Origin of the sequence: Alkaliphilus transvaalensis ATCC 700919 (assembly GCF_000621485.1) — a bacterium.
Classification (GTDB): Bacteria; Bacillota; Clostridia; order Peptostreptococcales; family Natronincolaceae; genus Alkaliphilus; species Alkaliphilus transvaalensis.
Genome location: NZ_JHYF01000003.1, coordinates 287,964 through 313,068, shown reverse-complemented (window position 1 = coordinate 313,068; position 25,105 = coordinate 287,964). Strand labels below are relative to the sequence as shown.

22 protein-coding genes and 1 riboswitch are annotated in these 25,105 nt (G+C 34.6%); all 22 genes read right to left on the bottom strand.

The annotated features are described in order from the left end of the window. Positions 1–7 precede the first annotated feature (7 nt). The gene (locus T335_RS0105930; RefSeq protein ID WP_026476720.1) at positions 8–313 is read right to left on the bottom strand and encodes a hypothetical protein; all 306 of its coding nucleotides are present in this window, start codon (positions 311–313) and stop codon (positions 8–10) included. A gap of 226 nt (positions 314–539) precedes the next feature. Further along, positions 540–902: a DUF1292 domain-containing protein gene (locus T335_RS0105925; protein ID WP_026476719.1), complete on the bottom strand. Its 363-nt coding sequence runs from the start codon at positions 900–902 to the stop codon at positions 540–542. 297 nt (positions 903–1,199) lie between these two features. Beyond that, the gene (locus tag T335_RS0105920) at positions 1,200–4,259 is read right to left on the bottom strand and encodes an AAA family ATPase (RefSeq protein ID WP_026476718.1); all 3,060 of its coding nucleotides are present in this window, start codon (positions 4,257–4,259) and stop codon (positions 1,200–1,202) included. A 131-nt stretch (positions 4,260–4,390) separates the two neighbouring features. Further along, the gene (locus tag T335_RS0105915) at positions 4,391–4,783 is read right to left on the bottom strand and encodes a hypothetical protein (protein WP_026476717.1); all 393 of its coding nucleotides are present in this window, start codon (positions 4,781–4,783) and stop codon (positions 4,391–4,393) included. Positions 4,784–4,891: 108 nt separating this feature from the next. Continuing rightward, the gene (locus tag T335_RS0105910; protein WP_026476716.1) at positions 4,892–5,440 is read right to left on the bottom strand and encodes a nucleotidyltransferase family protein; all 549 of its coding nucleotides are present in this window, start codon (positions 5,438–5,440) and stop codon (positions 4,892–4,894) included. 248 nt (positions 5,441–5,688) lie between these two features. Then, on the bottom strand, positions 5,689–6,498 hold the full coding sequence (locus tag T335_RS0105905; protein ID WP_026476715.1) for a hypothetical protein: 810 nt from the start codon (positions 6,496–6,498) through the stop codon (positions 5,689–5,691). A 333-nt stretch (positions 6,499–6,831) separates the two neighbouring features. Further along, positions 6,832–7,449, bottom strand: coding sequence for a cyclodeaminase/cyclohydrolase family protein (locus tag T335_RS0105900; RefSeq protein WP_026476714.1), 618 nt, complete (start codon positions 7,447–7,449; stop codon positions 6,832–6,834). Continuing rightward, positions 7,443–8,720 carry an imidazolonepropionase gene (gene hutI, locus T335_RS0105895; protein ID WP_026476713.1) on the bottom strand — a complete coding sequence of 426 codons (1,278 nt, stop codon included), beginning with the start codon at positions 8,718–8,720 and terminating at the stop codon, positions 7,443–7,445. The genes T335_RS0105900 and hutI overlap by 7 nt, the downstream gene beginning before the upstream one ends. A gap of 16 nt (positions 8,721–8,736) precedes the next feature. Continuing rightward, on the bottom strand, positions 8,737–9,633 hold the full coding sequence (gene ftcD, locus T335_RS0105890; protein WP_026476712.1) for a glutamate formimidoyltransferase: 897 nt from the start codon (positions 9,631–9,633) through the stop codon (positions 8,737–8,739). Positions 9,634–9,731: 98 nt separating this feature from the next. Continuing rightward, positions 9,732–11,759 (bottom strand): urocanate hydratase, encoded by a 2,028-nt coding sequence (locus T335_RS0105885; RefSeq protein ID WP_026476711.1) that lies wholly within the window; start codon positions 11,757–11,759, stop codon positions 9,732–9,734. A gap of 33 nt (positions 11,760–11,792) precedes the next feature. Then, positions 11,793–13,472 carry a formate--tetrahydrofolate ligase gene (locus tag T335_RS0105880; protein WP_026476710.1) on the bottom strand — a complete coding sequence of 560 codons (1,680 nt, stop codon included), beginning with the start codon at positions 13,470–13,472 and terminating at the stop codon, positions 11,793–11,795. A 309-nt stretch (positions 13,473–13,781) separates the two neighbouring features. Then, positions 13,782–14,840 (bottom strand): HD-GYP domain-containing protein, encoded by a 1,059-nt coding sequence (locus T335_RS20015; RefSeq protein WP_051569163.1) that lies wholly within the window; start codon positions 14,838–14,840, stop codon positions 13,782–13,784. Positions 14,841–14,966: 126 nt separating this feature from the next. Next, positions 14,967–15,935 carry a DNA-binding protein WhiA gene (whiA, locus tag T335_RS0105870; RefSeq protein ID WP_026476709.1) on the bottom strand — a complete coding sequence of 323 codons (969 nt, stop codon included), beginning with the start codon at positions 15,933–15,935 and terminating at the stop codon, positions 14,967–14,969. Positions 15,936–16,115: 180 nt separating this feature from the next. After that, a complete protein-coding gene (locus tag T335_RS0105865) occupies positions 16,116–16,532 on the bottom strand; it encodes an NUDIX hydrolase (RefSeq protein WP_026476708.1) in 417 nt (138 codons plus the stop codon). A gap of 257 nt (positions 16,533–16,789) precedes the next feature. Further along, a complete protein-coding gene (locus T335_RS0105860) occupies positions 16,790–17,284 on the bottom strand; it encodes a spore coat protein (protein ID WP_026476707.1) in 495 nt (164 codons plus the stop codon). A 219-nt stretch (positions 17,285–17,503) separates the two neighbouring features. Beyond that, positions 17,504–18,835, bottom strand: coding sequence for a gluconeogenesis factor YvcK family protein (locus T335_RS0105855; protein ID WP_026476706.1), 1,332 nt, complete (start codon positions 18,833–18,835; stop codon positions 17,504–17,506). A gap of 4 nt (positions 18,836–18,839) precedes the next feature. Next, positions 18,840–19,712 carry an RNase adapter RapZ gene (gene rapZ / locus T335_RS0105850; protein WP_026476705.1) on the bottom strand — a complete coding sequence of 291 codons (873 nt, stop codon included), beginning with the start codon at positions 19,710–19,712 and terminating at the stop codon, positions 18,840–18,842. A gap of 30 nt (positions 19,713–19,742) precedes the next feature. Further along, positions 19,743–20,657: a UDP-N-acetylmuramate dehydrogenase gene (gene murB, locus T335_RS0105845; RefSeq protein ID WP_026476704.1), complete on the bottom strand. Its 915-nt coding sequence runs from the start codon at positions 20,655–20,657 to the stop codon at positions 19,743–19,745. A 141-nt stretch (positions 20,658–20,798) separates the two neighbouring features. After that, positions 20,799–22,160, bottom strand: coding sequence for an extracellular solute-binding protein (locus T335_RS0105840; protein WP_034327807.1), 1,362 nt, complete (start codon positions 22,158–22,160; stop codon positions 20,799–20,801). A gap of 419 nt (positions 22,161–22,579) precedes the next feature. After that, positions 22,580–22,999, bottom strand: coding sequence for an MOSC domain-containing protein (locus tag T335_RS0105835; RefSeq protein ID WP_026476702.1), 420 nt, complete (start codon positions 22,997–22,999; stop codon positions 22,580–22,582). Between the two features lie 3 nt (positions 23,000–23,002). Then, positions 23,003–23,965, bottom strand: coding sequence for a GTP 3',8-cyclase MoaA (moaA, locus tag T335_RS0105830; RefSeq protein WP_026476701.1), 963 nt, complete (start codon positions 23,963–23,965; stop codon positions 23,003–23,005). Positions 23,966–24,075: 110 nt separating this feature from the next. Next, positions 24,076–24,191: riboswitch (molybdenum cofactor riboswitch) on the bottom strand. Between the two features lie 32 nt (positions 24,192–24,223). After that, complete coding sequence (gene fdhD / locus T335_RS0105820) at positions 24,224–25,015, bottom strand: formate dehydrogenase accessory sulfurtransferase FdhD (RefSeq protein WP_051569162.1); 792 nt, start codon at positions 25,013–25,015, stop codon at positions 24,224–24,226. Positions 25,016–25,105: the final 90 nt, after the last annotated feature.

Below are 25,105 nucleotides of genomic sequence, written 5' to 3'. Positions count from 1 at the left end.
TACCCCTTTAATTAGTTTTGTCAGATAAAGTAACCGTGTAGTCTTCATAAATTCCATCAACACTTCCTTCCCAACTATCGGTGGAATTGGTAATTACCTGACAATTGATGGAATCCCCATTGGGATAAATTTTCTTGTAAACTACTTTAATCTTATTTTCGATTACGATTACATCTTGTATTTTAATTTTATGGCCTTTTGTCGGGGTTGAATTCCATTGTACAGTTACTTTAATTTTATCCTTTGCTAACTTCACAACTTGGTAACTTACATCCTGTTGTACATAATTCCATTGATCTATCACACGTTCCATAATGATTCCCCCCTCCTCAAAATAATCAATTTAAACATTACCCCTTTTTATGTTGGAAACTCCACTGCCCATTAGCTATGGATTACCTCAGTCTATTTTATTCCACGCCGATAAAAAAGAGCCTGTCCAAAGAAAAAAACCTACTATCATGGTTTCGAATCAGTACTTATAGTTATATAAGTACGTTTGATTCTAATCCATGAAAGTAAGTTCTCTTAGTAAAAGATTATTCTTCTGTAATCTCTTCTTCCTCTTCACCCTGTTGCATCATTTCTAAAAATACATCAGAAACAGTTTGAAACTCTTCTTCATCTTCTATATTTGCTAATTGCGGGCCCTCTTCTTCTTCATTAAAACGATAGATTAGTACATTTTCCTCTCCTTCTGGTAAAAGGGCAATGTATTCTTGTTCTTCAACTTGAAAAATTTCTAACACTGTACAGTCTAATTCTCTGTCATCATCTAACAACAGCTTAATTGTTTGATGTTCATGATGATGATCATGTCCGCAACAGCAGTCATGATCAGGGTGATGATGGTCGTGGTCATGGTGGTGTCCACAATGTTGATGGTTATGATTATTTTCCAATTTTAATTTCTCCTTTATATTATATTTAGGATATATTTCCTCTTTTTATTGTCACTACTTAGATTATAAACGAAAATATGGAAAAATATAAGTAGTAATCTTACACTTGAGGAAATTGCATAATACAATAACTCCGAATTTATATTCGTTTTATGCAAAGATGAAAGCTGAGTCGTGCATTGTGAAATGAGTAATTTCCTTGATAAAATAATATATTACTCATTGAACACTAAACAGCGAAGTTTTCATTTTGTATTAATATAAATTTAATATTAATTATGCAATTTCCTCGTTTATCTATTCTTTACCCTTTTTTAATACTTCTAAAATCTGAATTTCATAACTTTCCTTAACTTGTTTTAAATATGAAATCCCTTTATTACAATATACTTCTAAATCTTCACGTAAATAATTTTCAAAAACCTTCTGGAGTTTTTCATTGTTCTTCATATTAGACTTTATTTCTGCCTTTACACGACAGATTAACCCAAGTTCGTAAGGACTTTTAATCCGTTCTCCATAGACCTCTGCCCTTTTTAAACTTTCTAAAGCCCCTTTATAATTTCCCCTTCTAATCATCAATAGTGCCATATACCCTTCAGCAATTGCCCGCCCCCATAGAACATCAAATTGCCTATAGATTTTTAGAGCCTTATCAAAGTATACTTTGGCTCGTTCATAGTCTCCCATATCAAAAGCCGTCTGACCTGCATTCGTACTAAAGATGGTTAACCCTCTAGTTACCTTCTTCTCTTCACAAATTGCCATTGCTTTATCATAGTAATGTAGGGCAGGGTTGAACTGCATTTTATATCGTCTAATTTCACCTAGATAGTTATAGCTGGCGGCAATATTCAAGGCATACTTATCCTCCATTTTACTGATATCATTAAAGAGGCCTATTGCCTGTTTTAAGATCTCTTCTGCTTCATCATATTCTGCCGACATGATTTTGCTTACAGCCTTTAATCTAAGGAAAATAGCTTCTTCCTTTTTGATTTTACTATAATGAACCATTTCTAGTCCCTGCTGAAGGTATTCCTTCATTAAAGGAATATTATAAGTTTGAATACCATAATAAATCATTTGCTTAAAGCCCTTTAATCCATAATCATAATTGCCGATCTCTAGGGCATAGGTGATCATTTCTTGGATATATTTTATTCCTTTATCATATTCACCTTCCCGTATTAAAAACCTCCCCTTCATATGATAGAAGGCAACCTGTAGGTCAATCATCTCTTCTCTAAGTCTTTCCTCTTCAGAAATATTCTTGAGTATGTTCTCTAGTTCATCTATTTGCTTTTTAGACTCATCTTTAGTTAAATACAGACTTTTTTCCTTCATTTGCAGATTACTACTTAAAACTGGAAATAGTTCGTGGGTAAACTCTAAATAGGCATCAACGTTCTTCATCTGATATTTTAAGGCTAACAGTTTATTTCCACTATTGGAAAAATGATAGATCAATCTAGAATAAATAAGCATATCGCTTTTCTCATTTTTTAGTTGTTTTTCAAGTATTAGACCTATTTTATTGTGTAATAGTTTTCTCTTAGCAATGGACTGTTGTAAATAAATAAACTCTCTAATTTTTTGGTGGGTAAATAGAAAATTGATTTTGTCGTCTTCGTGATCCTCTTTAATTAAACATTTGTTTTGAAGTTCTTCCATCATCTCCATAACTTCTAACTCATCTTTTCCAACTAACTCCTTTAATAGGTCTAATGATACTTTATCAAAAAATAATGAAACGATATTTAGTATTTTTCGTCCTTCTTCTGATATGTCTATCAATCTGCTATTGAGGATATCCTTCATTTTAGTGGACATCTCACCTATATTTCTACTTTCCTTAATTGAGTTTAAAAATTCCACTAAAAAGAAAGTGTTCCCTTCTGTTTCTTCATATATTTTTTCCTTCATTTCATCAGATACTGTAAAGTTTGGCAATGCACCATCTATAAACTCCTTTACCTGTGTTTCGTTAAACCTTTCAATCACTATTTTTTCCATTAAGTCATATTTGGTAAGTAAAGCAGAAAATCGATCTATCCTTTCATTTTGGATGTTACGGCATGTTCCAATAAACATTACTTTACTTTTATTATCATGTAAAAGAATACTACTTAATAAAGATAAACTGATAGAATCAATCCATTGAAGGTCTTCAAAAACTAATAGAATTTTTTTCTTTTCTGAAAGCTTTTTAAATAACCCTTGTACTGCCTCTTCTGCCACCTGATACTGCATAGAATCCATACGATTTGCAGGATTAACTGTAGGAAGACTACCTTCTGTAGCAAAAATAGGGAAGAAGTATGAAATAACATTCCGCCAAATTACGGGGATTGATATCTTCTCTTTATTTAGTAAATCTGCTATTTTTGAAAAAATACCATTCCAAGGTTTTAAAATATATTTTTCTTCTGCTTGATAGCAATTAGCATTGAATATATAAATATCATCACTGTTAATCATCCTAAGAAACTGATCTTTTAGCCTAGTCTTACCTATTCCAGCTTCTCCAACAATTAAGTAGGACTTACCCCCTTCTCCCTTAGTAAATAGTTGGGCATCTTTTCTTAGCATGGTTAGCTCTTCAGTTCTTCCGTAGAAATAGTTTTCATAGGACTCTTTCACTTGATTTTCTTGAAGATCCCTTAATTTCAATAGTTTTTCATAGATTACTTTTGTCTCTGAATCAGGCTTAATTCCTAATTCCAACTCTAATGTCTTAGATAGTTTTTGGTATAAATCGATTCCTTTGTTATAGGCCCCTTCTTTTATATATAACTTCATTAGGGTTCGATAGGCTCTTTCATCAAACTGATCGACAGTAATTAAAAGCTTACCATAATGCTCTATCTCCCCCCAATGGTCTCTATTCATTTCTTCTTCAATCTTTTTATTTACCCTAGCAATATAGGCATCTTTATATTGCTCCCTCGTATGATACATCCACGCTTCGAAGGCCTCTCCATCCTTCACCAAAAAGCCCTGTAAAAATTCTCCTGTATATACCTCAAGACCCTCATTTTTCGAAGATAAAAAAATTTCTAAATCTGTTTTAATTTGAATTTCAGGATTAAGCATCACAATTGATTTTTGTGGGGAGATAATAATGTCAAGGTCAAAAACCTTTCTAATTTTGTACATGGCATTTCTGAGATTCTTTTTTGCAGTCTCTTCATCTATTTCTCCCCATAAGAGGTTTACTAGCTCATCTCTAGTAGATTCTCCCTTAACTAAAAGGTAATAAAATAAAGCCTCAGCCTTTCGGAAGGGAAATAGAATTTTTTCTTCAGCTTTAAAAACGGTGGGTGTATTGAATACTTTTACTTCTATATTCCTCATCGGTTGAACCTCCCTGCTGTTGGATGCTAATCTATTATTAATTCTTGATAGGAACTAAAAATCCTTTTATTAAGAAGAAAAGAAAAGCCTTGCCAAAAAGAGAGAAAAAAACTTGGACTCTACATCCAAGTTTAATAGGCTATTTCATATATTTCTAAAAATCCTGTTGAAATATCAACAAATTTACCAATGGGTAACTTTTTCCCTTCTACCTCTAATTGAATAATACTTTCACCAAATTTCAAGATAGCAATGTCATCTTCATCAACTTCTTCCAACCTTCCAGTCAGTTGAACCCCTTCATCAGTGGCAGACAGATGGAAGGTATTCCTTTCACTCAAATGGATCTCTTTTCCCCAAACTAGCGGATCAGATATATCGAACTCCACCTTATATTTCTGATTTTCTTCTGGATTAAACACCTTAACACCATTCCAAAAAGCTTTTCCTTCACCATAGGGGGTTTTAAAATCTACTAAAATATCCTCTGTCGAAGAATCTGCTTTCGTTATTAATATTTCCATTTCATCACTCCTATTTTTAATCGTTTATTTATCAAAATAATTTATGATTAAGCTTTTTTATTCTTTTAATCCTTTTAATCCTTATCATTCTTTTAGTCCTTTTCACCCTTAAAGAAAGTTACTAATTTTCTCTTTTACTTCCTTAGGTAAAACCTTCGTTAATGCTCTTTCTAATAGGTCTTTTCTTTTAATACCTGCCGTTAGCAAATAGTCTTCTATCAATCTTACTTTAGCTTCTCTATTTTTCATCAACTGATACAAAACAAACCAATCTTCTAATGCAGTAAAGGGAATTTCAACATCATTAATTAATAACCTTTCATTGACTGAACTAGAATCAAACTCATATTTATATTGTCCTTCTTTATGATTTATTATAAAACCAGCCATTACATCAATTGATACACCCTTAATTATGTATTTACTAAAGCATTCAGTTTCATAATCTGATGATTTTGTTTCGATACTAACTTCACTACCTAATCCCTTTAATATCTGATGTACCTTTGGATAATCTTTTTGATCTACCATTAGGTCAATATCATTTGGTTTGTCTATTAAGCCATATTGATTTAGCAAAAGTGAAGCTCCAACAGCCCAAAGAACCTCATTTTCATTCAGTTTTTCTCCAATAAAGCTCAAAGTCTCTAAAATCATTTCCTCACCTCTACTTGATTATTTTTATAGCATAAACAAAGTTACTGTCCCGCCTTAGACTAATATAATAAACTGTTTTACAAGATAGTCATAATTCATACGTCATTTTGCTACCTATTTCTACAACAAGGGTCTGATTCCTTTATTTGTTACCAAAAATTAATGGATTGATAACCTTAGTTTTGTCAACTTTTGAGAACGTAATAAAGGTTCACCCAGAAAGGGTGAACCTACTATTAAAATTTGATTTATCTAGCTAAACGGTTACTTGTTACAGGTAAATACTTAGCTACCAATGGATTTGTATGATGTTCTGCACCATTAACCCTTGTTAAGTCAGTGTAGCTGGTTGTATTTAGTTCTCCGAGACTATCTTCTGTACCTAGATATCCACGATAATTAGCTAATCCTGTTGGTCTATTTACACCAATTCCAAAAGATATAAAAGTCGTTTCATTGTACAAGCTACTTCTACCTTCGTTATTTAACCTAAATAAGGCATTAGCTATATCTAAACTCCCTTTACTATGTCCAACAACTCGGTAGGGATGTGCACCAGCACGATACAAATCGTATAACTTATACGAGGCTGCATTGGTATAATATGTTCCATCAATGTTGTTTGGGCGTCCAACATAATAACCTTGAGTCCCATAATACCAAATTGTCGAATCTCCCCAACCTGTTACAATTCCTGCTACAGGCTCTCCCAATTCATTTGCAACTTGTTTTGCAAAAGCCGCTGTTCCTAACGAACTACTTCCCACCCCTGCCATCACAATTGTTTTAACAGTATTGTTCTCCAATAATCCCTCAGCTGCCCAATAAGTATACACAGTTCGATTATTTCCCGGGTACATAACCAAAACAGTGCCTGGGGCAAGGTTATAGGTAACGGTTCTTTCATAGATGTTTAAAAAATGTAATGGATACATCTGACTTTCTGTAAAATGATTGGCTTCTGCCACTAGATATGTACCTGGTACAATTCCCCCAAAGGCAATTACCATCGTTAACACAAAAATAGCAATAAATCTTAAACCCTTGTTTTTTCTCATTTTTATTTCCCCCTTAGATTTTTCTTCTGTAAACTTTTTGAACAGTTAAACGTTTTCCTAAACCCCACCTTTCTTTCTAATAACTTTGATCATTAGCCTCAAATCTTGGTATATCCACCTATTACATAATTTTGACTAGCTAAACTGTCAAGTTTTTGAACACATTATATTATTCTATATGTTAATTATATCTACCCATCTGATGATTGTCTACTCAAATTCACATAAATTTTTTCCTACAAAAAGACATCCCCCATTTTTATAGGAGGATGTCTTTTTCTCTTTCCATTTCTATGATGTTTCCACAATGTTTATATTATGTTTATAATGTTTCTACAATACTACCTTGCTTAATATTTCCTTTTCTCTTACTTGAACTTTTTCTTCTAATTCCTTCACCTCTTGGCTTACCTCAGCAACAAAGGCTTCATCTTTAATAGAAGATAAGTTAATTTTTACATTCCATAGGGCAGATAATACTGCTGTTCTTGCCATCATCGCTGCCACAGCTCCATCAGTTACAGCATTTGAATTACCCTTTTCAACTACTGCTTCGATGATTCCCATCATATTGAAGGCTTCCTTAGCTACTTCTAGTGGAACTAGAGCAGCCTCCTTCGTACAAGCTTGTATTGCTTCTGTTCTTGCTGCTTTTTCTTCGTCAGTTTCCTTTGGAAGCTTGAAGGCGTCCATTACCTTATTAAAGGATGCAGCATCTCGGTCGATATCACCAATTAGTTTTTCTCTAAGTTCATTTGCTTTACTGGCAACTTCCTTCATTTCTTCTTCTACTTCAACATACTTCTTCTTACCAATTGTAAGATTAGCAACCATTTCTGTTAACGCAGCTGCTGTTGCGCCACTCATAGCTGCAATACTTCCGCCACCAGGTACTGGATCACTTGATGCTGTTTTCTCTAAAAATTCCTTAAGACCCATTGCTCCTAACATAACTTACCGTCTCCCCTTTCTTTATCAAAAACAAGAACACCGTTTTTAATTACTTTTTCTACCGTACTAACACCTATGTGGTAGGGAATAAAGTGATAGGATGGAAACTCCAAAATAATCACATCTCCCTTTTTCCCTACATCAATACTACCAATTGTATCGGCTTGATCGACAGCTGCTGCACCATTAATGGTAAGGGCAGTAATCGCTTCTTCTGTCGTCATCTTCATATATAATGTGGCTAAAGAAAAAATTAAAGGAATTGATTCTGTAAAGCAACTTCCTGGGTTTAGGTCTGTTGCTAGGGCTACTGCACAGCCTTGATCAATCATATATCTACCTCTGGCAAAGTCTTCCTTTAAGCTAAAGGCTGTTCCTGGTAGTAGGGTTGCTATGACACCCTTCTCTGCCATATCCGCCACCCCTTGATCAGATGCCTGCAATAAATGATCTGCCGAAACTGCTCCAAGTTCTGCTGATAGTTCAGCACCTCCTAGTTGAACAATTTCATCGGCATGCAACTTAATTTTAAAGCCCAGCTCCTTTGCTTTAGTTAAGTGTCTTCTCGATTGTTCAACAGAGAATACCTTTTTCTCACAGAAGATATCGCAGAAGGTTGCCAGCTGCTTCTCTGCAACAACTGGTAAAACCTCATCTGTCATATAGTCAATAAAATCATCTTCTTTCCCTTTATACTCCATCGGAACCGCATGGGCTCCTAAGAAAGTACTGATAACATCTATGGGATGATTTTCATTGACCTGTTTCATCACTTCTAATTGCTTGACCTCTGTCTCTAAATCTAGTCCATAGCCACTTTTACCTTCAACGGTTGTCACCCCAAAGGCCAACATTGAATCTAAACGTTTCATACCACTTTGATATAATTCTTCGTGACTGGCTTCTTTAGTTGCCCTAACAGAACTTAGAATACCACCCCCACGTTCCATAATTTCCATATAGTTAACGCCCTTAAGTCTCCAAGAGAATTCTTCAGCACGATAACCTCCGAAAACAAAGTGAGTATGAGAATCTACAAAACCTGGTAATACTGCCTTACCCGTTGCATCAATTACTTCATATTTTGATTCATCATATTGTTTAAGTATTTCTTCAGTTAAGCCTACAGCTTTTATGACTCCATCTTCAATTACCACCGACCCATTAGGGATTACCTTTAAATCTTGCATTTCGGCTCCCCCTTTGGCCTTAAAACCACTGCAAGTAACTACTTCTGCAGCTGACTTTATCAAAATGTTACCTTTTTTCATCATCATCACTCCAATATTACTCCATTATTCTTGTTTCAAGAACCTGTTCCATAGAGAAGTTTTCAACTCCAAGATAGTAAACTGCTGTATCAATTAAAGCTTCCATTGGTAATAATCCAATTATCTCACTACCAACTACATTAACACCATATCTTCTTGCCTCTATTTTAATTAATTCGAAGGCACGGTATAGGGCAGTCTTTGAATAGTCTGTCATGTTCATGGAAACCTGCGTAATACCTCTTTCTTGTAGATCTATCCCAATCGCTTTACAGTATCTTAACCCACCACTTAAGAAACGTACATTTTTTGCAATGTTATTGGCAACCTCTAAACTAGGTGTATCAAGGTTAACATTGAAGGCTACTAGGGGCATTCTAGCTCCAACGGCAGTAACCCCTGCAGTAGGATGAATTGCTTGTGGTCCAAAGTCAGGCTTCCATTCTGATTGTTTAACCTTCTCAGCCATACCTTCAAATTCGCCCTTTCTAACCTTTGCAAGATTTTCTCTGTCTGGGCTTGTAGCTGCCTTTTCATATAAGAAAATTGGTAAACCATATCTTTCAGAAGCCTCTTGAGCTACTTCCTTTGATAACTCAATAGCCTCTGTCATACTTACATTTTTAATTGGGATAAATGGTACAACGTCGATGGCTCCCATTCTTGGATGCTGACCTTGGTGTTGGGTCATATCAATTACTTCAATTGCTACGCCCATTGCTTCAAGCATTGCACCCTTAAGGGCTTCTGGCTCTCCTACAACTGTTACAACAACACGGTTATGGTCTTCGTCTCTGCTGTAGTCTAATAGCTTAACCCCATCTTTACCTCTAAAAGGATTAACGATTTTTTCGATTTTGTCTAAATCTCTACCTTCACTAAAGTTTGGAACACATTGAATAATCTTATTCATGACTGCATTTCTCCCCTCTTTTGTCGTTTTTTCTTTTACATTAACGCAAGTTAAAATTAAAGATCTATTTCCCAAGTGGATAAAACTTAGTTTTATAACTATTTATTAAAAACCTTTTCCACTAACCCTTTGATTAAATCTTCCTTTGGTATAAAGGGAATGGTAATATGGTCTGTACCTTGATTATCATGATTATATTCAATACTTGTACTGATGGAGTTCTCATTTCTTGCCCAAGCTCTTCTAGCTACTCCTCCCATTACATCCCAAGGCATAGCAGTTTTTAAAATATTATCTACCCTTTCACTTCCATCTAGAACCATTCCAAAACCACCATTAATAGACTTACCGATTCCTACACCACCACCGTTATGTAGGGCGATTAAGCTCATACCCCTAGCTGCATTACCCGCAAAACATTGGGTGGCCATATCTGCCATAACATTACTACCATCTTTAATGTTTGATGTTTCTCTAAAGGGTGAATCTGTACCACTAACATCATGATGGTCTCTCCCTAACATAATTGGACCAACTTCACCATTTCTAACCATTTCATTAAACTTAAGGGCAATTTTCGTTCTACCCATTGCATCCTGATATAATATTCTTGCTTGGGTACCTACTACTAACTGGTTTTTTTCTGCATCTCTAATCCATACATAGTTATCACGATCTTGACCTCTTCTGTTAGGATCAATACAATCCATAGCAGCTTGGTCGGTCTTCATTAAGTCTTCATGCTTACCACTTAGGCAGACCCAACGGAAAGGTCCATAACCATAATCGAAAAGCTCTGGCCCCATAATATCTTCTACATAGGATGGCCAAATAAAACCATCTTTGTCGTCGATGCCATTTTTAGATATTTCTTTAACACCTGCATCATAGACAGATTTCATAAAGGCGTTACCATAATCAAAGAAATAAGTGCCTCTTTCCACTAAGGTTTTGATTAATTTATAGTGTGTAACTAGGGTTTCATCAACTAATTTGTTAAATTGTTCACGATTAAGCTTTAAAAGTTCCGTCCTTTCTTCAAAAGTTAATCCCTGTGGACAATAACCACCTTCATAAACTGCGTGACAGGACGTCTGATCTGATAATAAATCTATTTTTATGTTGTGATCAACTGCATACTGTAATAAATCTACTATATTTCCATGATAAGCAATTGAAATAGGTTCTTTCTTTTCCATATATTCTTTTGCCTTATCAAATACTTCTTTCAAGTCGGCTGATACTAAATTAACCCATCCTTGAGAATGTCTAGTCTCAATCCTAGAATAATCTACTTCTGCAAAAATTCCTACCCCATTGGCAATTTCAACGGCCTTTGGCTGAGCTCCACTCATTCCGCCTAAACCTGAAGAAACAAATAGAATTCCTTTTAAGTCTTCATTTTCTGGTACGCCTAAAATTTTTCTACCTGCATTTAATAGTGTATTAAAGGTCCCATGAACGATTCCTTGAGGTCCGATGTACATCCAACCTCCAGCAGTCATTTGTCCATAGTTGGCAACACCCATTTGTTCAGCGATATCCCAATCTTTTGGATTATCAAACATTCCTATCATTAGGGCATTGGTGATAATTACCCTTGGCGCATCTGGTTTTGATTTAAATAATCCCAATGGATGACCTGACTCAATAACTAAAGTTTGCTCATTAGTCATTACCTGTAGATACTTCATAATTAACTGGTATTGCATCCAGTTCTGACATACCTTTCCAGTTTCCCCATAAGTAACTAATTCATAGGGGTAAAGGGCAATATCAAAACTTAAGTTATTATCAATCATTACTTGAAAAGCTTTACCTTCAAGACAGTTTCCTGCATATTCGTCAATAGATTTTGCCTTTAAGTCTCCTGCTGGACGGAAACGATATCCGTATATTCTACCATAGGTCACTAGTTCTTCCAGAAATTCAGGAGCTACAGTTTCATGTAGCTCCTCTGGAATATATCGAAGGGCATTTTTCAATGCCACTTCTGTTTGGGCAGGGGTTAACTTAAATCCTCTATTGGGTGCTCTTCTTATTCCTTCAATAAATGCAGGCATATCTGGCAGGCTATTGTCTAACTTAATTGTCATTGCTTTAGATATATCCATATTTGAAATCATAATGTACTCCCCTTTTTAGATCGATTTTTGTCTTTAGAATAACCCTACGATGTTGCCATCAGCATCAATATCCATTTTTTCTGCTGCTGGAACCTTTGGTAAACCAGGCATTGTCATAATATCTCCAGTTAAGCAAACAATAAAGCCTGCTCCTGCCGATACTCTAACTTCTTTCACTGTTACCTTAAAGCCCTTTGGTGCTCCTAATAATGCTGGGTTATCTGATAATGAATATTGGGTTTTAGCCATACAAATTGGTAATTTGTCTAAGCCTAATTCTTCTAATTTCTTAATTTCTTTCTTAGCTCTTGCAGTAAAGATTACACCATCTCCACCGTAGATTTCTTTAACAATTGTGTTTACTTTTTCTTCAATTGTAGATTCTACTTCGTAGATTGGCTTGAAGTTTGATTCTGATTTTTCAATGATATCTACTAACAGTTGAGCCATTTCTGCTCCACCTTCTCCACCATTTGCCCAAACTTCATTTAATGCAACCTCTACATTAGCTGCCTTACATAATTCCATTAATTTATTAACTTCTGCATCTGTATCATTAACAAATTTATTAACAGATACCATTACTGGTAAACCAAACTTTCTAACGTTTTCTACTTGTTTTTGTAGATTAACAAAACCATTTTCAACTGCTCCTACATTTTCAGAACCTAGGTCTGCCTTAGCTACTCCTCCATGCATCTTTAATGCACGAATGGTTGCTACAATAACAACTGCCGCTGGCTTTAAGTTTCCGTATCTACACTTGATATCTAAGAACTTCTCAGCTCCTAAATCTGCTCCGAAACCAGCTTCTGTTACTAAGTAGTCACCTAGCTTTAAGCCAAGTTTAGTTGCCATAATTGTGTTACAACCATGGGCAATATTTGCGAATGGTCCACCGTGGATTAATGCTGGTGTATTTTCTAATGTTTGAACGATGTTAGGTTTAATAGCATCCTTCATTAACATTGCCATTGCTCCATGAACATTTAGGTCTGCTGCTGTAATAGCATTTCCTTCAGTACTATAGGCAACGATCATTCTACCGAATCTTTCTTTTAAATCCATTAAGCTGTTAGATAAACATAATGCAGCCATAACTTCAGATGCAACTGTAATCATAAACCCATCTTGTCTAGCTACACCATTTGACTTAGCTCCTAAAGCAACAATTACTTCTCTTAAAGAACGGTCGTTCATGTCTAAAACTCGTTTCCAAACGATTGAGTTTAAGTCAATATTTAATGCATTCCCTTGGTGGATGTGGTTATCAATAGCTGCTGAAAGAAGGTTGTGGGTAGTTGTAATCGCATGCATATCTCCTGTAAAGTGAAGGTTAATATCTTCCATTGGTACTACCTGAGCATGTCCACCACCTGCGGCTCCACCTTTTACACCAAATACTGGACCTAAGGAAGGCTCTCTAAGGGCGATTACAGCTTTTTTACCAATCTTATTTAGTGCTTGCCCTAAACCAACTGTAGTTGTTGACTTACCTTCACCTGCTGGTGTTGGGTTGATAGCTGTTACTAATACTAGCTTTCCGTCGGGCTTATCCTTTAGACGATCAAAAATATCTAATGAAATTTTCGCCTTATACTTTCCGTATAACTCTAGTTCATCGTCTAATATTCCCCATTCTTTTGCAATGTCTGTAATTGGAAGCATTTTTGCCTGTTGGGCAATTTCGATATCGCTTAAGTACTTTGTCATAATAAAACCATCCTCTCTTGATTTTTTATAATTAAAGTTTAATGATAGACAGGAATTAAAACGTTTTCATTTGCTTAACGTTCTTATGTATTTTTATATTATTTGTTAGTTTTAATACCCTTTTTACACCTCTAAAAAAATTATATAAAACCTACCGTCACTAAATCGTCTATTTTTTATAATTAGTTAAAATTTTTAGATTTTTATTTTTTCTATCGCCTCTTTTTTTATTGGATAGCTTGAAATCACACAAAAAGAGCAATAGGGATTAAAATATAGATTAATCCCTATTGCTCCTATTCCCTTAATTTATACTACTTTTTCAATGTTAATATACAGGTGCTTTGTAAGATCTAAAATTCTAGTACCTTCTATTAGGTTACCATACTCATCATATTTCATTTTAACCAATGGACGTGTAGGGTATCCTTCATTGTTGGCTACAACTTCGGCAGATTCACCAGTATTAAACTTTACCAGTGTTCCAACAGGAAATACAGTTATATGTTTAATGAAGCATTTAACTAATTCAAAATCAAACTCATGGTTTCCCATAGAAATTAAATACTCTACAGCAAAATGGGGGGAGATCTTCTTTTTATAGACACGATTAGAAGTAAGGGCATCGTAAACATCACATATAGCCACAATTCTAGAAAATAGATGAATATTTTCTCCCCTCAGCCCATCTGGATAACCTGTCCCATTATATCTTTCGTGGTGTTGCTTTACCACTAAGCAAGATGCTTCTGATATTCCCTCTATCTCGCTAATCAACTTATATCCTAATAGGGAGTGGTTCTTTATCTCATCAAATTCATGCTGTTCTAACCTTCCCGGTTTATTTAAGATTTCTTTAGAAATAACGATTTTACCTACATCATGAAGTAGGGCTCCAATTCCTAAATCAATTAAATCTTCTGAATTAAAATCTAATATCTTACCCATCATTAAGGCAAAAATGCAAACATTAATACTATGTCCAAAGGTATAGGAGTCGATATTTCTGATATCAGTTAGATATACCATTGTCCCCTTATTATTAGATAGATTTTCAAGAAGGTTTCTTATCAACTCCCTTAACTTTTCTATCTCTAATTTGGCTGAAAACTGACTGCTCTGAAGGACATCCTCCACCAATTGAATCATATATTCTTTAGTATTATAAAAAAAGCAATCATAAAGTTCTCGGTCTATTGCTGGATTCCAGTCCACCTGGACATCTTCAATCCCTACCTTTGATAACTTTTCGATATATTGTTCCTTTAGAGGGACTCCTGCTTCAATTAATAATCTCCCCTCTGTCGTATGGAGAGATTTCGCTAAACGCATTCCTGGTTTAACAGAAGATATATGTAGTTTAATCATTAATCCCCCTCCTTTTGTTAAAAATCCTTTGGTTGTTAAAATAATCCACTGGAAATATATTCGACAAAACCCTCTGTTTCCCTCTTATTTTATCTATTAATACAAAAAAATAAATCACCCTGCAACTTAACAGGGTGGTTGATCCTCATTTTGATCTAATAATTTTTGTGCAAACTCTTCAATCTTTCTTAAACGATGGTTAACTCCCGACTTACCTATGGAAGGGTTTAGCATTTGACCTAGCTCTTTTAAACTAGCTTCTTGATGATTTAGCCTTATTTCAGCTATTTCTCTTAAATTGTTGGGAAGCTTATGAAGCCCTACCGTTGCCTTAATATATTCTATATTTTCAATTTGTCTAATTGAAGCATTCACTGTCTTACTTAAGTTAGCTGTTTCACAATTTACAATTCTATTGATGTCATTTCTCATTTGTTTCATAATACGAACATTTTCTAAATCTAACAGGGCACTATGGGCCCCGATAATATTTAAAAGGTCTACTACTTGGTCACCTTCTTTTAAATAGACCACAAAGCTACCTTTTCTTTGAATAATTTTGGCATTTAAGTCAAAGTCATTAACTAAATTCTTAACTACTTCACTATGCTCTAAGCTGTTGGTAACAAACTCTAAATGATAAGTTTTTTCCGGGTCACTCACTGATCCACCACCTAAAAAGGCTCCCCTTAGGTAGGATCGCTTGCAGCATTGGCTTTTAATGATATCTTCGGGGATATCATAGGTGATATCAAAGGAATCTTCTTCTCGTCTAAGGATTCCCACCTTTTCTAAAATTCTATCACTGCCCATCTGATGGGTAATCCCTATAAGGTAATGGTTATTTTTCTTTAAACGGGGATTTCGTCGTACCATTACTTCTGTATGAATACTAAACAAATCCTTAATCAGTCTAAAAAGTTTTCTAGCAATGGAAGGATTTTCTGTTATTATATTTAAATTTAATCTATTTAAACCAGCCAATTGTAATGTTCCACTCATTCGAATTAATGCTGATAGTTCAGCTAATTGGCAACATTGGTCTTCAGCGAATAATCTTGCCAATTCTCCTTTGGTTTTTGACGAAAAGGACATTTTATCACAACCTTCTAGTATCTTTTTTCTATATCTTTTTTCTATTATAATTTATTTTCCCCAGACAGTAACAATCAATTAATAATTTTTTAAATTTATATGTGACAACAAGAGAGTATATATGAGGTAGCCCGTTAGATGCATCTTTATAAAAATTGGTTATGGAGGTGTATGGGTTTGCTAATCTTTTTTAAAAAAGAAGTTTATGGCTTTTTCAATAATTTCTTTTTCATCTTGGTACTTGGCTAAGTCTACCGCACGATTAATATGAACGAACTTACCTTCGATAAAGCCCTCTTTTTTCAAAGGAACACATTCAATATTTTTTGATTGCATTAAGAACCAATGGACAGTTTTGTGAATTCTGTTATTATCATGCCATGTATTTTTAAAGGTATATTCAATTTGGCCTAAATAATTGATTACTTCAACTTTAACACCGGCCTCTTCAAAAACTTCCCTTACTGCAGTATCTTCTAATGCTTCTTCTTCTTCAACTTTACCCTTTGGGAGTACCCAATCGCCATTATATTTTTTAAGCATTAAAATAGCATTACCAAATACAACTACACCGCCAGCACTTACTTCTCGTCTCACACCTTCCACTCCTTTGCTGTTTCTTCTATTGCTATATTATATCAATTTTTATAAGTCTAGGTTATTAATTTTGAAAATATTGAATATAATTTTCTATTACTAATAAATTAACATATTCTATGATTTATTTCAATTTTTTTTAGATATGGAAAAAGCCACCCGTCATACTTTCAGGTGGCTTTTGATTATTATTTTAAAAAATAAGTCCTTCAAGGTTCCCCTCAAAAGACTTTCAAATAATTGGCAGTAAAATATCCCTATTGTGGCTTATACATTCCTGTACTTTGCATATATAGGAAGATATCTTCTCCATGTTGCTGCTCTTCTTTTTGAATATGATTTAATAGTTGTCGTACATCTGTATTGGTGAATTCAAAAATTGTTGTATCATATGTACCCGATACATATTTTTCGGTGGTTAATAGGTCTTGACATAATTCTTTGTCTTTTTGGTTAAAGCTACCACTTGCCTGAGCTTGATTTCCACTCTGGTTTCCTTGTTGGTTTTGCTGTTGATTTTGTTGCCCCTGTTGACCTTGTTGTTGATTCATGTTGGGAATAGTACCACTTAGTAGTTGATTAACTGTATTTAAGTGTTGTTGCTCTGCTTGGGCATGATTTTGGAAAATCTGTTTCAGTTGGGGATCTTGAGCTTGATTAGCTGCATCGGTATACTTCTTAATACAAAGCTCTTCATGACTTTTTTGATCTTCCAACAAGAATCTTTCTTTTTGTGTTAAAGTTATATTCATTTTCAAACACCTCCAATAATTATTTTGGATGATCTAGGAATTTTTATTCCTTCTTTTTATTAATAAGTTTATCAACTTAATCAATTTCCTTTATCCCTACTTATCTATCTGCTTATCTAAGCTTATACTTCAAATCAAAAACAATCGCTTAGTCTTCTCAAGTAAAAAATAAAGGTGACCCAAAGGCCACCCAAAGATAGTAGTAATGCAATTTACATATTAGTTTTTGCTTTTATCCCACTTTAAATTAAATAATTTAAACAATTTATTTCCCTTTTGGGAGAACTTACTTTCTAATACATTTTCCATAATCATTTTCGAAATCTTTTCTGCATCATGCCTAACATATTCTTTTTTTATGTCAACTAAATTAGCTTCTAATATATTTATCCCTAGCTTCTTAATTTTTACCATTTCTTCATGGGAGGTAGAAATTAACTCCGCACCTTCAAAACGGTACTTCTCTTTAATGGGCTGTGGAATCGTCCCTTGATTTATAAAAATATGGTCTATTGATAGTTCTGGAAAATGATTAAAAATAGCTTCTAGGTGATTTAGTACAGAATAGTTAGTCGTCTCTCCCGGCTGGGTCATGATATTTGGTATATAAACCTTTTCTGCTGTCGTCTCTAATAGACTTTTTCTAATATCATTAATTAATAAATTGGGAATAATACTGGTATATAGGCTTCCCGGCCCTAAGACAACTACATCTGCTTGCTGAATAGCTTCTAATGCTTCAATTACAGCCTTTGGATGTTTAGGGTTAATGGAAATCTTTTTAATTGGACTGTTTTCTTCAATACTTTTTTGGGGAATATTAGATTCTCCCTCAACAATTGTTCCGTTTTCTAACTTAGCATAAAGAGTCATATTCTCTAAAGTTACGGGCAAAACATTTCCTGTAACCGCCAATACTTCACTAATTTTTTTTATGGCTTCTTCAAAATTATTACTAATGCCATTCATTGAGGCAATAAGCAGGTTTCCAAAACTTTGTCCCTTTAAGCTTCCCTCTGGAAAACGATATTGAAGTAGTTGTTCCATTGTTGGTTCCATTTCTGCTAAAGCTAAGATACAGTTTCTTATATCTCCAGGCGGTAACATTCCTAAGTCTTCTCTCAGCTTACCAGAGCCACCTCCATCGTCGGCAACTGTAACAATAGCAGTAATATTTGATGTATAGAGCTTTATTCCTCTTAAAAGTACTGAAAGCCCTGTTCCCCCACCAATGACCACAATTTTAGGACCCTTGTTTAAAATCCTTTTGTCATAAAACATTTTATTAATTTTTGTACGATCCAATTTCCCCTGTAGACTATTTTGAAAATGACATACGGTTAATAATGATCCGACTCCCCGATATAGGGCATAAATAACCAATAAAACTCCCATAACCCCTGCTAACAGGCTTGACCAACCATGAAGGCTTAACCTTAGAAGATTAATATAATATGAAAGGGAAATAAGAAGTAGCACGATTCCTGCTATACCTATTAAAAGCCATCTTTTGATTTGTAAACCAGGTTTGAGCCAATCTTCTATCTTCATCTATTTATCTTTTCCTTTCCTTTACCAATGTACTATCACGATGATTGGTAATGACACGATACCCCTTCTCCTTCATCCTTTGATATAATAGATTAGCGATTGTAACAGAACGGTGTCTTCCACCAGTACAACCAATTGCGATAACCAATTGGTTTTTACCTTCTTTTATATACTGGGGAATTAAAAAGTCCATCATGTCATATAGTTTCTCGGTGAACTCAACACTGACAGATGAATTCATAACATAATCCCTTACTCTTTGATCATCACCAGTAAAATCTCTTAATTCTTCAATGTAATAGGGATTAGGAAGAAAGCGAACATCAAAAACAAGGTCTGCATCTAAGGGAACTCCATGTTTAAAGCCGAAGGTAATAATGGAGATCATCATATTATTGGTCTCTTTCCCCTCTAGATAGCTACTCCTTAAGACTTCCTTTAACTGAGAGGGGATTAGCTTAGTTGTGTCAATAGTATTGGTAGCCATCTTTCTTAATTGTTGAAGTTTTTCCTTTTCCTTGATTACCCCATCTATAATTGACCCCTCTAGGGATAATGGATGGGCTCTGCGGGTTTCTTTAAATCGCTTTACAAGGGCTTGATCACTGGCTTCTAAATATAAAATTTCGCATTTATAGCCCAGCTCTTCCATTGTATCAAGACTTGTAAAAACATCATCAAAAAACAAGCCTCCCCTAATGTCCACCACTAGAGCAATTTTGTCTATTTTGCCTTTAGTTTGATGGCATAACTCAACAAATTTTGGTATTAGGCTAGGTGGTAGATTATCTACACAAAAATACCCAAAATCCTCTAGGTGCTTTACTGCCTGACTTTTACCCGCCCCTGATAATCCAGTTACAATAACAAAACGCATAGGCCTAAACTCCTCTTATGTGTAGTTTATTTATTCTTCACCAATTACTCTTACTTCTGGATGCAATGCTACACCAAAGTTTTTCATTACTTCTTCTTGAATTAATTTAATTAAATTAAGAACATCCGCTGCTGTGGCATTGCCAACATTAACAATAAAACCACTATGAAGTTCTGATACTTGGGCTCCCCCAACTTTAACTCCCTTTAGGTCACTATCTTGAATCAACTTACCAGCAAAGTAACCGGGAGGTCTTTTAAATACACTTCCTGCGCTTGGTAAATGTAGGGGTTGCTTGGTGGTTCTTTGAATATTTAGCTCATTAATTCTTTCCTTTATTTTATCGTACTCATCCTGTCTTAAATCTATCGTTACTTCTAAAACAACGTAACCTTTTTCTTGAACGATACTGGTTCTATAGCCTAATTTAAGTTCTTCATTTGTAAATTCTAAAACATTACCTTCTTCATCTAGCACTTTACAACTGGTCAAAACATCTTTAATCTCTCCACCGTAGGCACCTGCATTCATGGTAACAGCCCCACCTAAAGTTCCTGGTATACCACTTGCAAATTCAAAACCAGCTAGACTTTCCCTCAACACCTTATTAGATAAAGTTGATAATAGTACGCCAGCTCGAGCAATCACTTTGGTTCCTTCAATCTTTACGTCATTAAAATTATCAGCAATTTTAATAACAACGGATCTCATCCCCTTATCTCTAACAAGTAAATTACTACCATTCCCCATTACAAAATAGGGAGCATCATTTACTTTACAAATATGTATAATCCTTTGAATGTCTTCTATTTTTTTAGGTAGTAGTAAAAAATCTGCTGGACCACCTATTTTAAAGGAAGTATGTTTTCTCATTGGTTCGTCTATTAATACCGATTCTACAGGTAAAAATTCTAGAAACAAACTTTGTAGCATAGCTTTATTCATTGACCTTCACTCCTAATTTATATAGATATATCGTTTTTTCTATTGTTATTATCTCCATTAAATCTCTAAAATAATGTCGAGAACTTAATTTAAAGTATATCCTTTTTCTTTACTAAAGTATATACTTTTTCTTTCCTTGGGTCAATTATCAACCCTAATGAAAGGGGCTATTCTAGCCTCTGCATCCTTTAAAAGTTGATCTACTGTTTTATTACCCAATATACCTTGTTCTATTTCCTCCTGTAGAATTGTATCAATCTCCTTCCAATTGGGATGGGGTGGAATAATAGTTGTGTTATGAAGATTTTGATATAAGAGGGTCATTAAGGGATCGTCTAAATAAATGTTTCCAACTTGCTTCTTTACTGGAAAAACCCCTAGTCTACCAAGGTCTGCTTGATGTTCATCTTCAACAATAAACTTTAAAAATTCTATGATCATACTTAATTTTTCTTCATTATCTTGTTTTGATACGCCATAGGAGCCTACCATATTACTCATTGCAACTGGCTTCCCTAAACTTCCAGTTGGATATAGGGCCACAGTGTAGTTGAAGCCTTTTCCTTCATTTTGCAAACGGTCAAGGACATTTAGAGACCATGTTCCAGAAGGTATTACAGCAATGTTTTTATCTTGATAAAAAGTAGTCCATGCTTGGTTAGAGTTATGTTCTCCAAACTTAGGGTGGGTTACTTGATAAGTTTGTTTTAAATCGATTATTTTTTGAACCCCAGACTTTGCCCGATCATCGTTGAAGGTATAGGCCATTCTTTCATTAAAAATTTCTGCTCCGTCGCTTAAAATAATCCCCCATAAATTATAATAACCCTCTTCTATAAAACTGTTGAAGCCATAATGGGTGATCTTACCATTTCCTTTGCTATCATAGGTTAAGGCTTGAAGAGATTCAACAAACTCCTCATAGGTCCATAGTCCATTAACTGGAGCTTCTACCCCTTTTTGTTGAAACATATCAAGGTTTAGCATCATTCCATAGGTGGTCATCATCCATGGCATTGCCAGCATTTCACCATTATAGGTAACAGCCTTTATGGCGTTTTCTTCAAAGTTCTTTTTTTCTTCAGCCCCTAAGTAAGGGTCTAAGGGTTCTAAAATCCCTTTGTTCATGTAGTGATATTCTCCCCCTACAGGTAAAATATCTGGTAGTCGATCATTTGTTATTGCCTCTTCTATTCGTCTTCCCCCTTGATCCCACGTTAACCCTTGAAAATCAATATAAACACCGGGATACTTTTTTTCGAAGGCTCTAATTTTTTGACTGATCCAAGTATAACTACCTCCAGTTTTTTGATCTAACCGAGGATAATCCCACATTGTAATAACACCTGTCCACTGGGGTGTTGATTTTACAACATTATTATAATCGACATCATTAGGTCTAAAAACAAAAAAATAATAGGGACCTATCAAAATGAATAAGATCAATAGACATATTAGTAATGGTTTTATAATTCTTTTTTTCTGTTTCTGCTTCCTTTTCATTGCAATCCCCCCCTATTAAGTCTATTCTCTTATAAAAATGATTATTCGTGTAAGTGGGCGGGGGGCGGTAATAATATGTAAAAGAGATATCTATCCATTTAAGAAGATATCTCTTTATAATTTTTTTCTTTTAATTTATAAATTAGTTCAATTTGCTATTGCAATTTAGGAATTATTAATAACCTCAAAGGAATCTAAAAAAATTCTGTCATCTACATCTAAATCAGTTAAGATATAAATAAAGGTATCATCTTCTAAAAGTCCAGTTCGATATTTCTCAGTAATTCTCTCACCATTTTTATAATGAGAAATACCAAATTGTAGTTTACCACCTTTATTGGGGTTAACTCCATAAATTATAGTTAAATTACTTTTAGAGCCTCCTAAAAAGAGATAATGAATATCACTATATATTAAATTTACATAAAGTATATTTTATTACCAATTTTTACATCGCCTTCTGCTATAATCCTTCCAAAAAAAATCAACTGATTTATTTCACAAGATATTCCCTCAGAGAAAGCTGGGCAAGTTTTATGGCATTCCTTACCTACTTCTGAAATTTCAATAATAGCTGTACCGAGTCTTACTTTGTCCTTTAGCTTCAAGTCAGCTACACTCAACCCCTCTATTACTAAGTCTGCCTTAAAACGACTATGACAAAATCCTTTTCTTTCATCTTCTCTTAGTCTATTTTCACCTTCTAAGGTAATAAAGCTTATTTGTCTATCACAACTAGTTTTAGCAATAAAATTTTCATGGCTGATCTGTATTTTTGAAGGTGGTAGAATCCTATTTTCATTTATCTTCTTTGGGTTAATTGATATTATACTAGCCATTGGCTACCCCCCAATTTCAGACATATTTCTATGTCCAATTTCGTGTTCTGTTGTATATAAGTAGTGCTTTTCAGGTTTTGACAAAATAGCCCGTTGTAGAACCTCATCTACATGTCTAGGGTCTTCCTTCAATACCTTTAACAGATCAATTTCGTGGTTACTATGAAGGCAGGGCTTTAGTTTGCCATCGGAAGTTAAGCGTATCCGATTACAGGCCCCGCAAAAATGTTCACTAATAGGATTAATAAAACCGATTCTCCCCTTTGCACCAGGAAGCTGATAAAGCCTTGCTGGCCCTGAGGTATCATTAATTAGAGGAATTAATCCTCCAATTCGTCTTTTAACTTCTTCATTAGAAATGAATCGCTCTTTAGCCCATCCACTGGCTTCCCCAACAGGCATTAATTCTATAAACCTTACATCTATATTATCATTTACTGTTAATTTTGCAAAATCTTCAACCTCATCTTCATTGACCCCACCAATGACCACAACATTTAACTTAACTGGTGCCATCTTTAGGTGAAGGGCCTCCTGTATTCCATCCAATACTTGGTTTAACTTGCCACCTCTGGTAATCTCCTCATATCGATCAGGTTTTAGAGAATCGATACTGATATTTACCCTTTTTAAACCAGCTTGATGAAGGTCCTTTGCCATATCCTTTAATAATAATCCATTTGTAGTTAAAGCTACATCTTTAATCCCTTCAATACTTGCAATTTTCTCAATTAGTTTCACAATATCTTTTTTTACTAAAGGTTCTCCACCGGTTAATCTAATCTTATCTATTCCTAGTCTTGCAGCTGATTTAACAATTTCAGTAATTTCCTCAAAGGACAGCATCTCTCTATGGTCTTTCTTATGAATGCCCTTTTCTGGCATACAATACTGACATCTAAGATTGCAGAGATCTGTAATCGATATTCTCATATAATTTATTTTTCTTGAATAACCGTCCTTCATAAAATCACCCTTTCTTCAATTCAAAGTCTTCCTTTGGAAGATCTTTTGTAGCAATTGTTGCAATAGATTACGTAAAAAAGCCAGTCCTATGGAAGGACTGGCTATGTATACAGTATGCCAGTTTATTTCCTTTCCAAGTGAGGGAGGCATAAGAATTTCTCCTTACACCCAGGCTATTCTACATAGGTTTCCCCTTAGAAGTAATAGCTCGGAAATAACTTCATTTATTTTGCTAAAATAGATAATTTAATTATAGCATTAATTTTCTGAAAATAAAACTCTATTTTCGTCATGATATAGATTCAGCTTCTTTCCTCTAGCAAATCCAATCAGTGTTATCCCTAGTTCTTGGGCAATGTTGTAGGAAAGATTTGTAGGGGCAGACCTTGAAATAACTATAGGAATACTTCGCTTACTGGTTTTTATAATCATTTCTGAAGAAATTCTACCACTGGTAATTAGAATTTTGTTTGAAAGCTCTATATCCTTTATCAAGGCTTCTCCAATAATCTTATCTAATGCATTATGTCTACCTACATCTTCATGGAATAGGATGATCCCCTCTTCATCAAAAAGCCCACAGCTATGGACTCCACCTGTTTCTTTAAAAAGATCAGACTTATGATTAAAATCCTCCATCAACTGATAGATCTTCTCTGCTGAGATGTTAAAGTTCGATTGTAACTTCCCCGTACCCAAGGAGTGAAGGGCATTATAAAATATTGTCCCCTTCCCACAGCCAGTTGTAACTGTTCTTTTTCCGAATAGTTTTTCAGAAAAATAGTTTGAGTTATTCAAGTAAATATAGGCATGACCGTTTTTTTCATCCAGTTTCAATTGTTTAATTTGTGATTGTTCTTTAATAATCCCCTCCGACACTAAAAAGCCTGTAGCTAAGTATTCTAAAGCAGTTGGCGAACATAGAAGAGTTATGAATTCCTGGTCATTTATATAAATTGTAAAGGGGTACTCGACGATTAGTGTATCCTCCACTTCTTCAACATCTTCTCTAAATACTTTATGTATTCTAGCTTTTATCGTTTCTTCCATGGCTACACCTCGTTTTTTTATAATCTATTCTTATTTCTTTATAATCTTTTCTTATGTTCCTATTATATTATAGCATATTCAGAGTTTAAT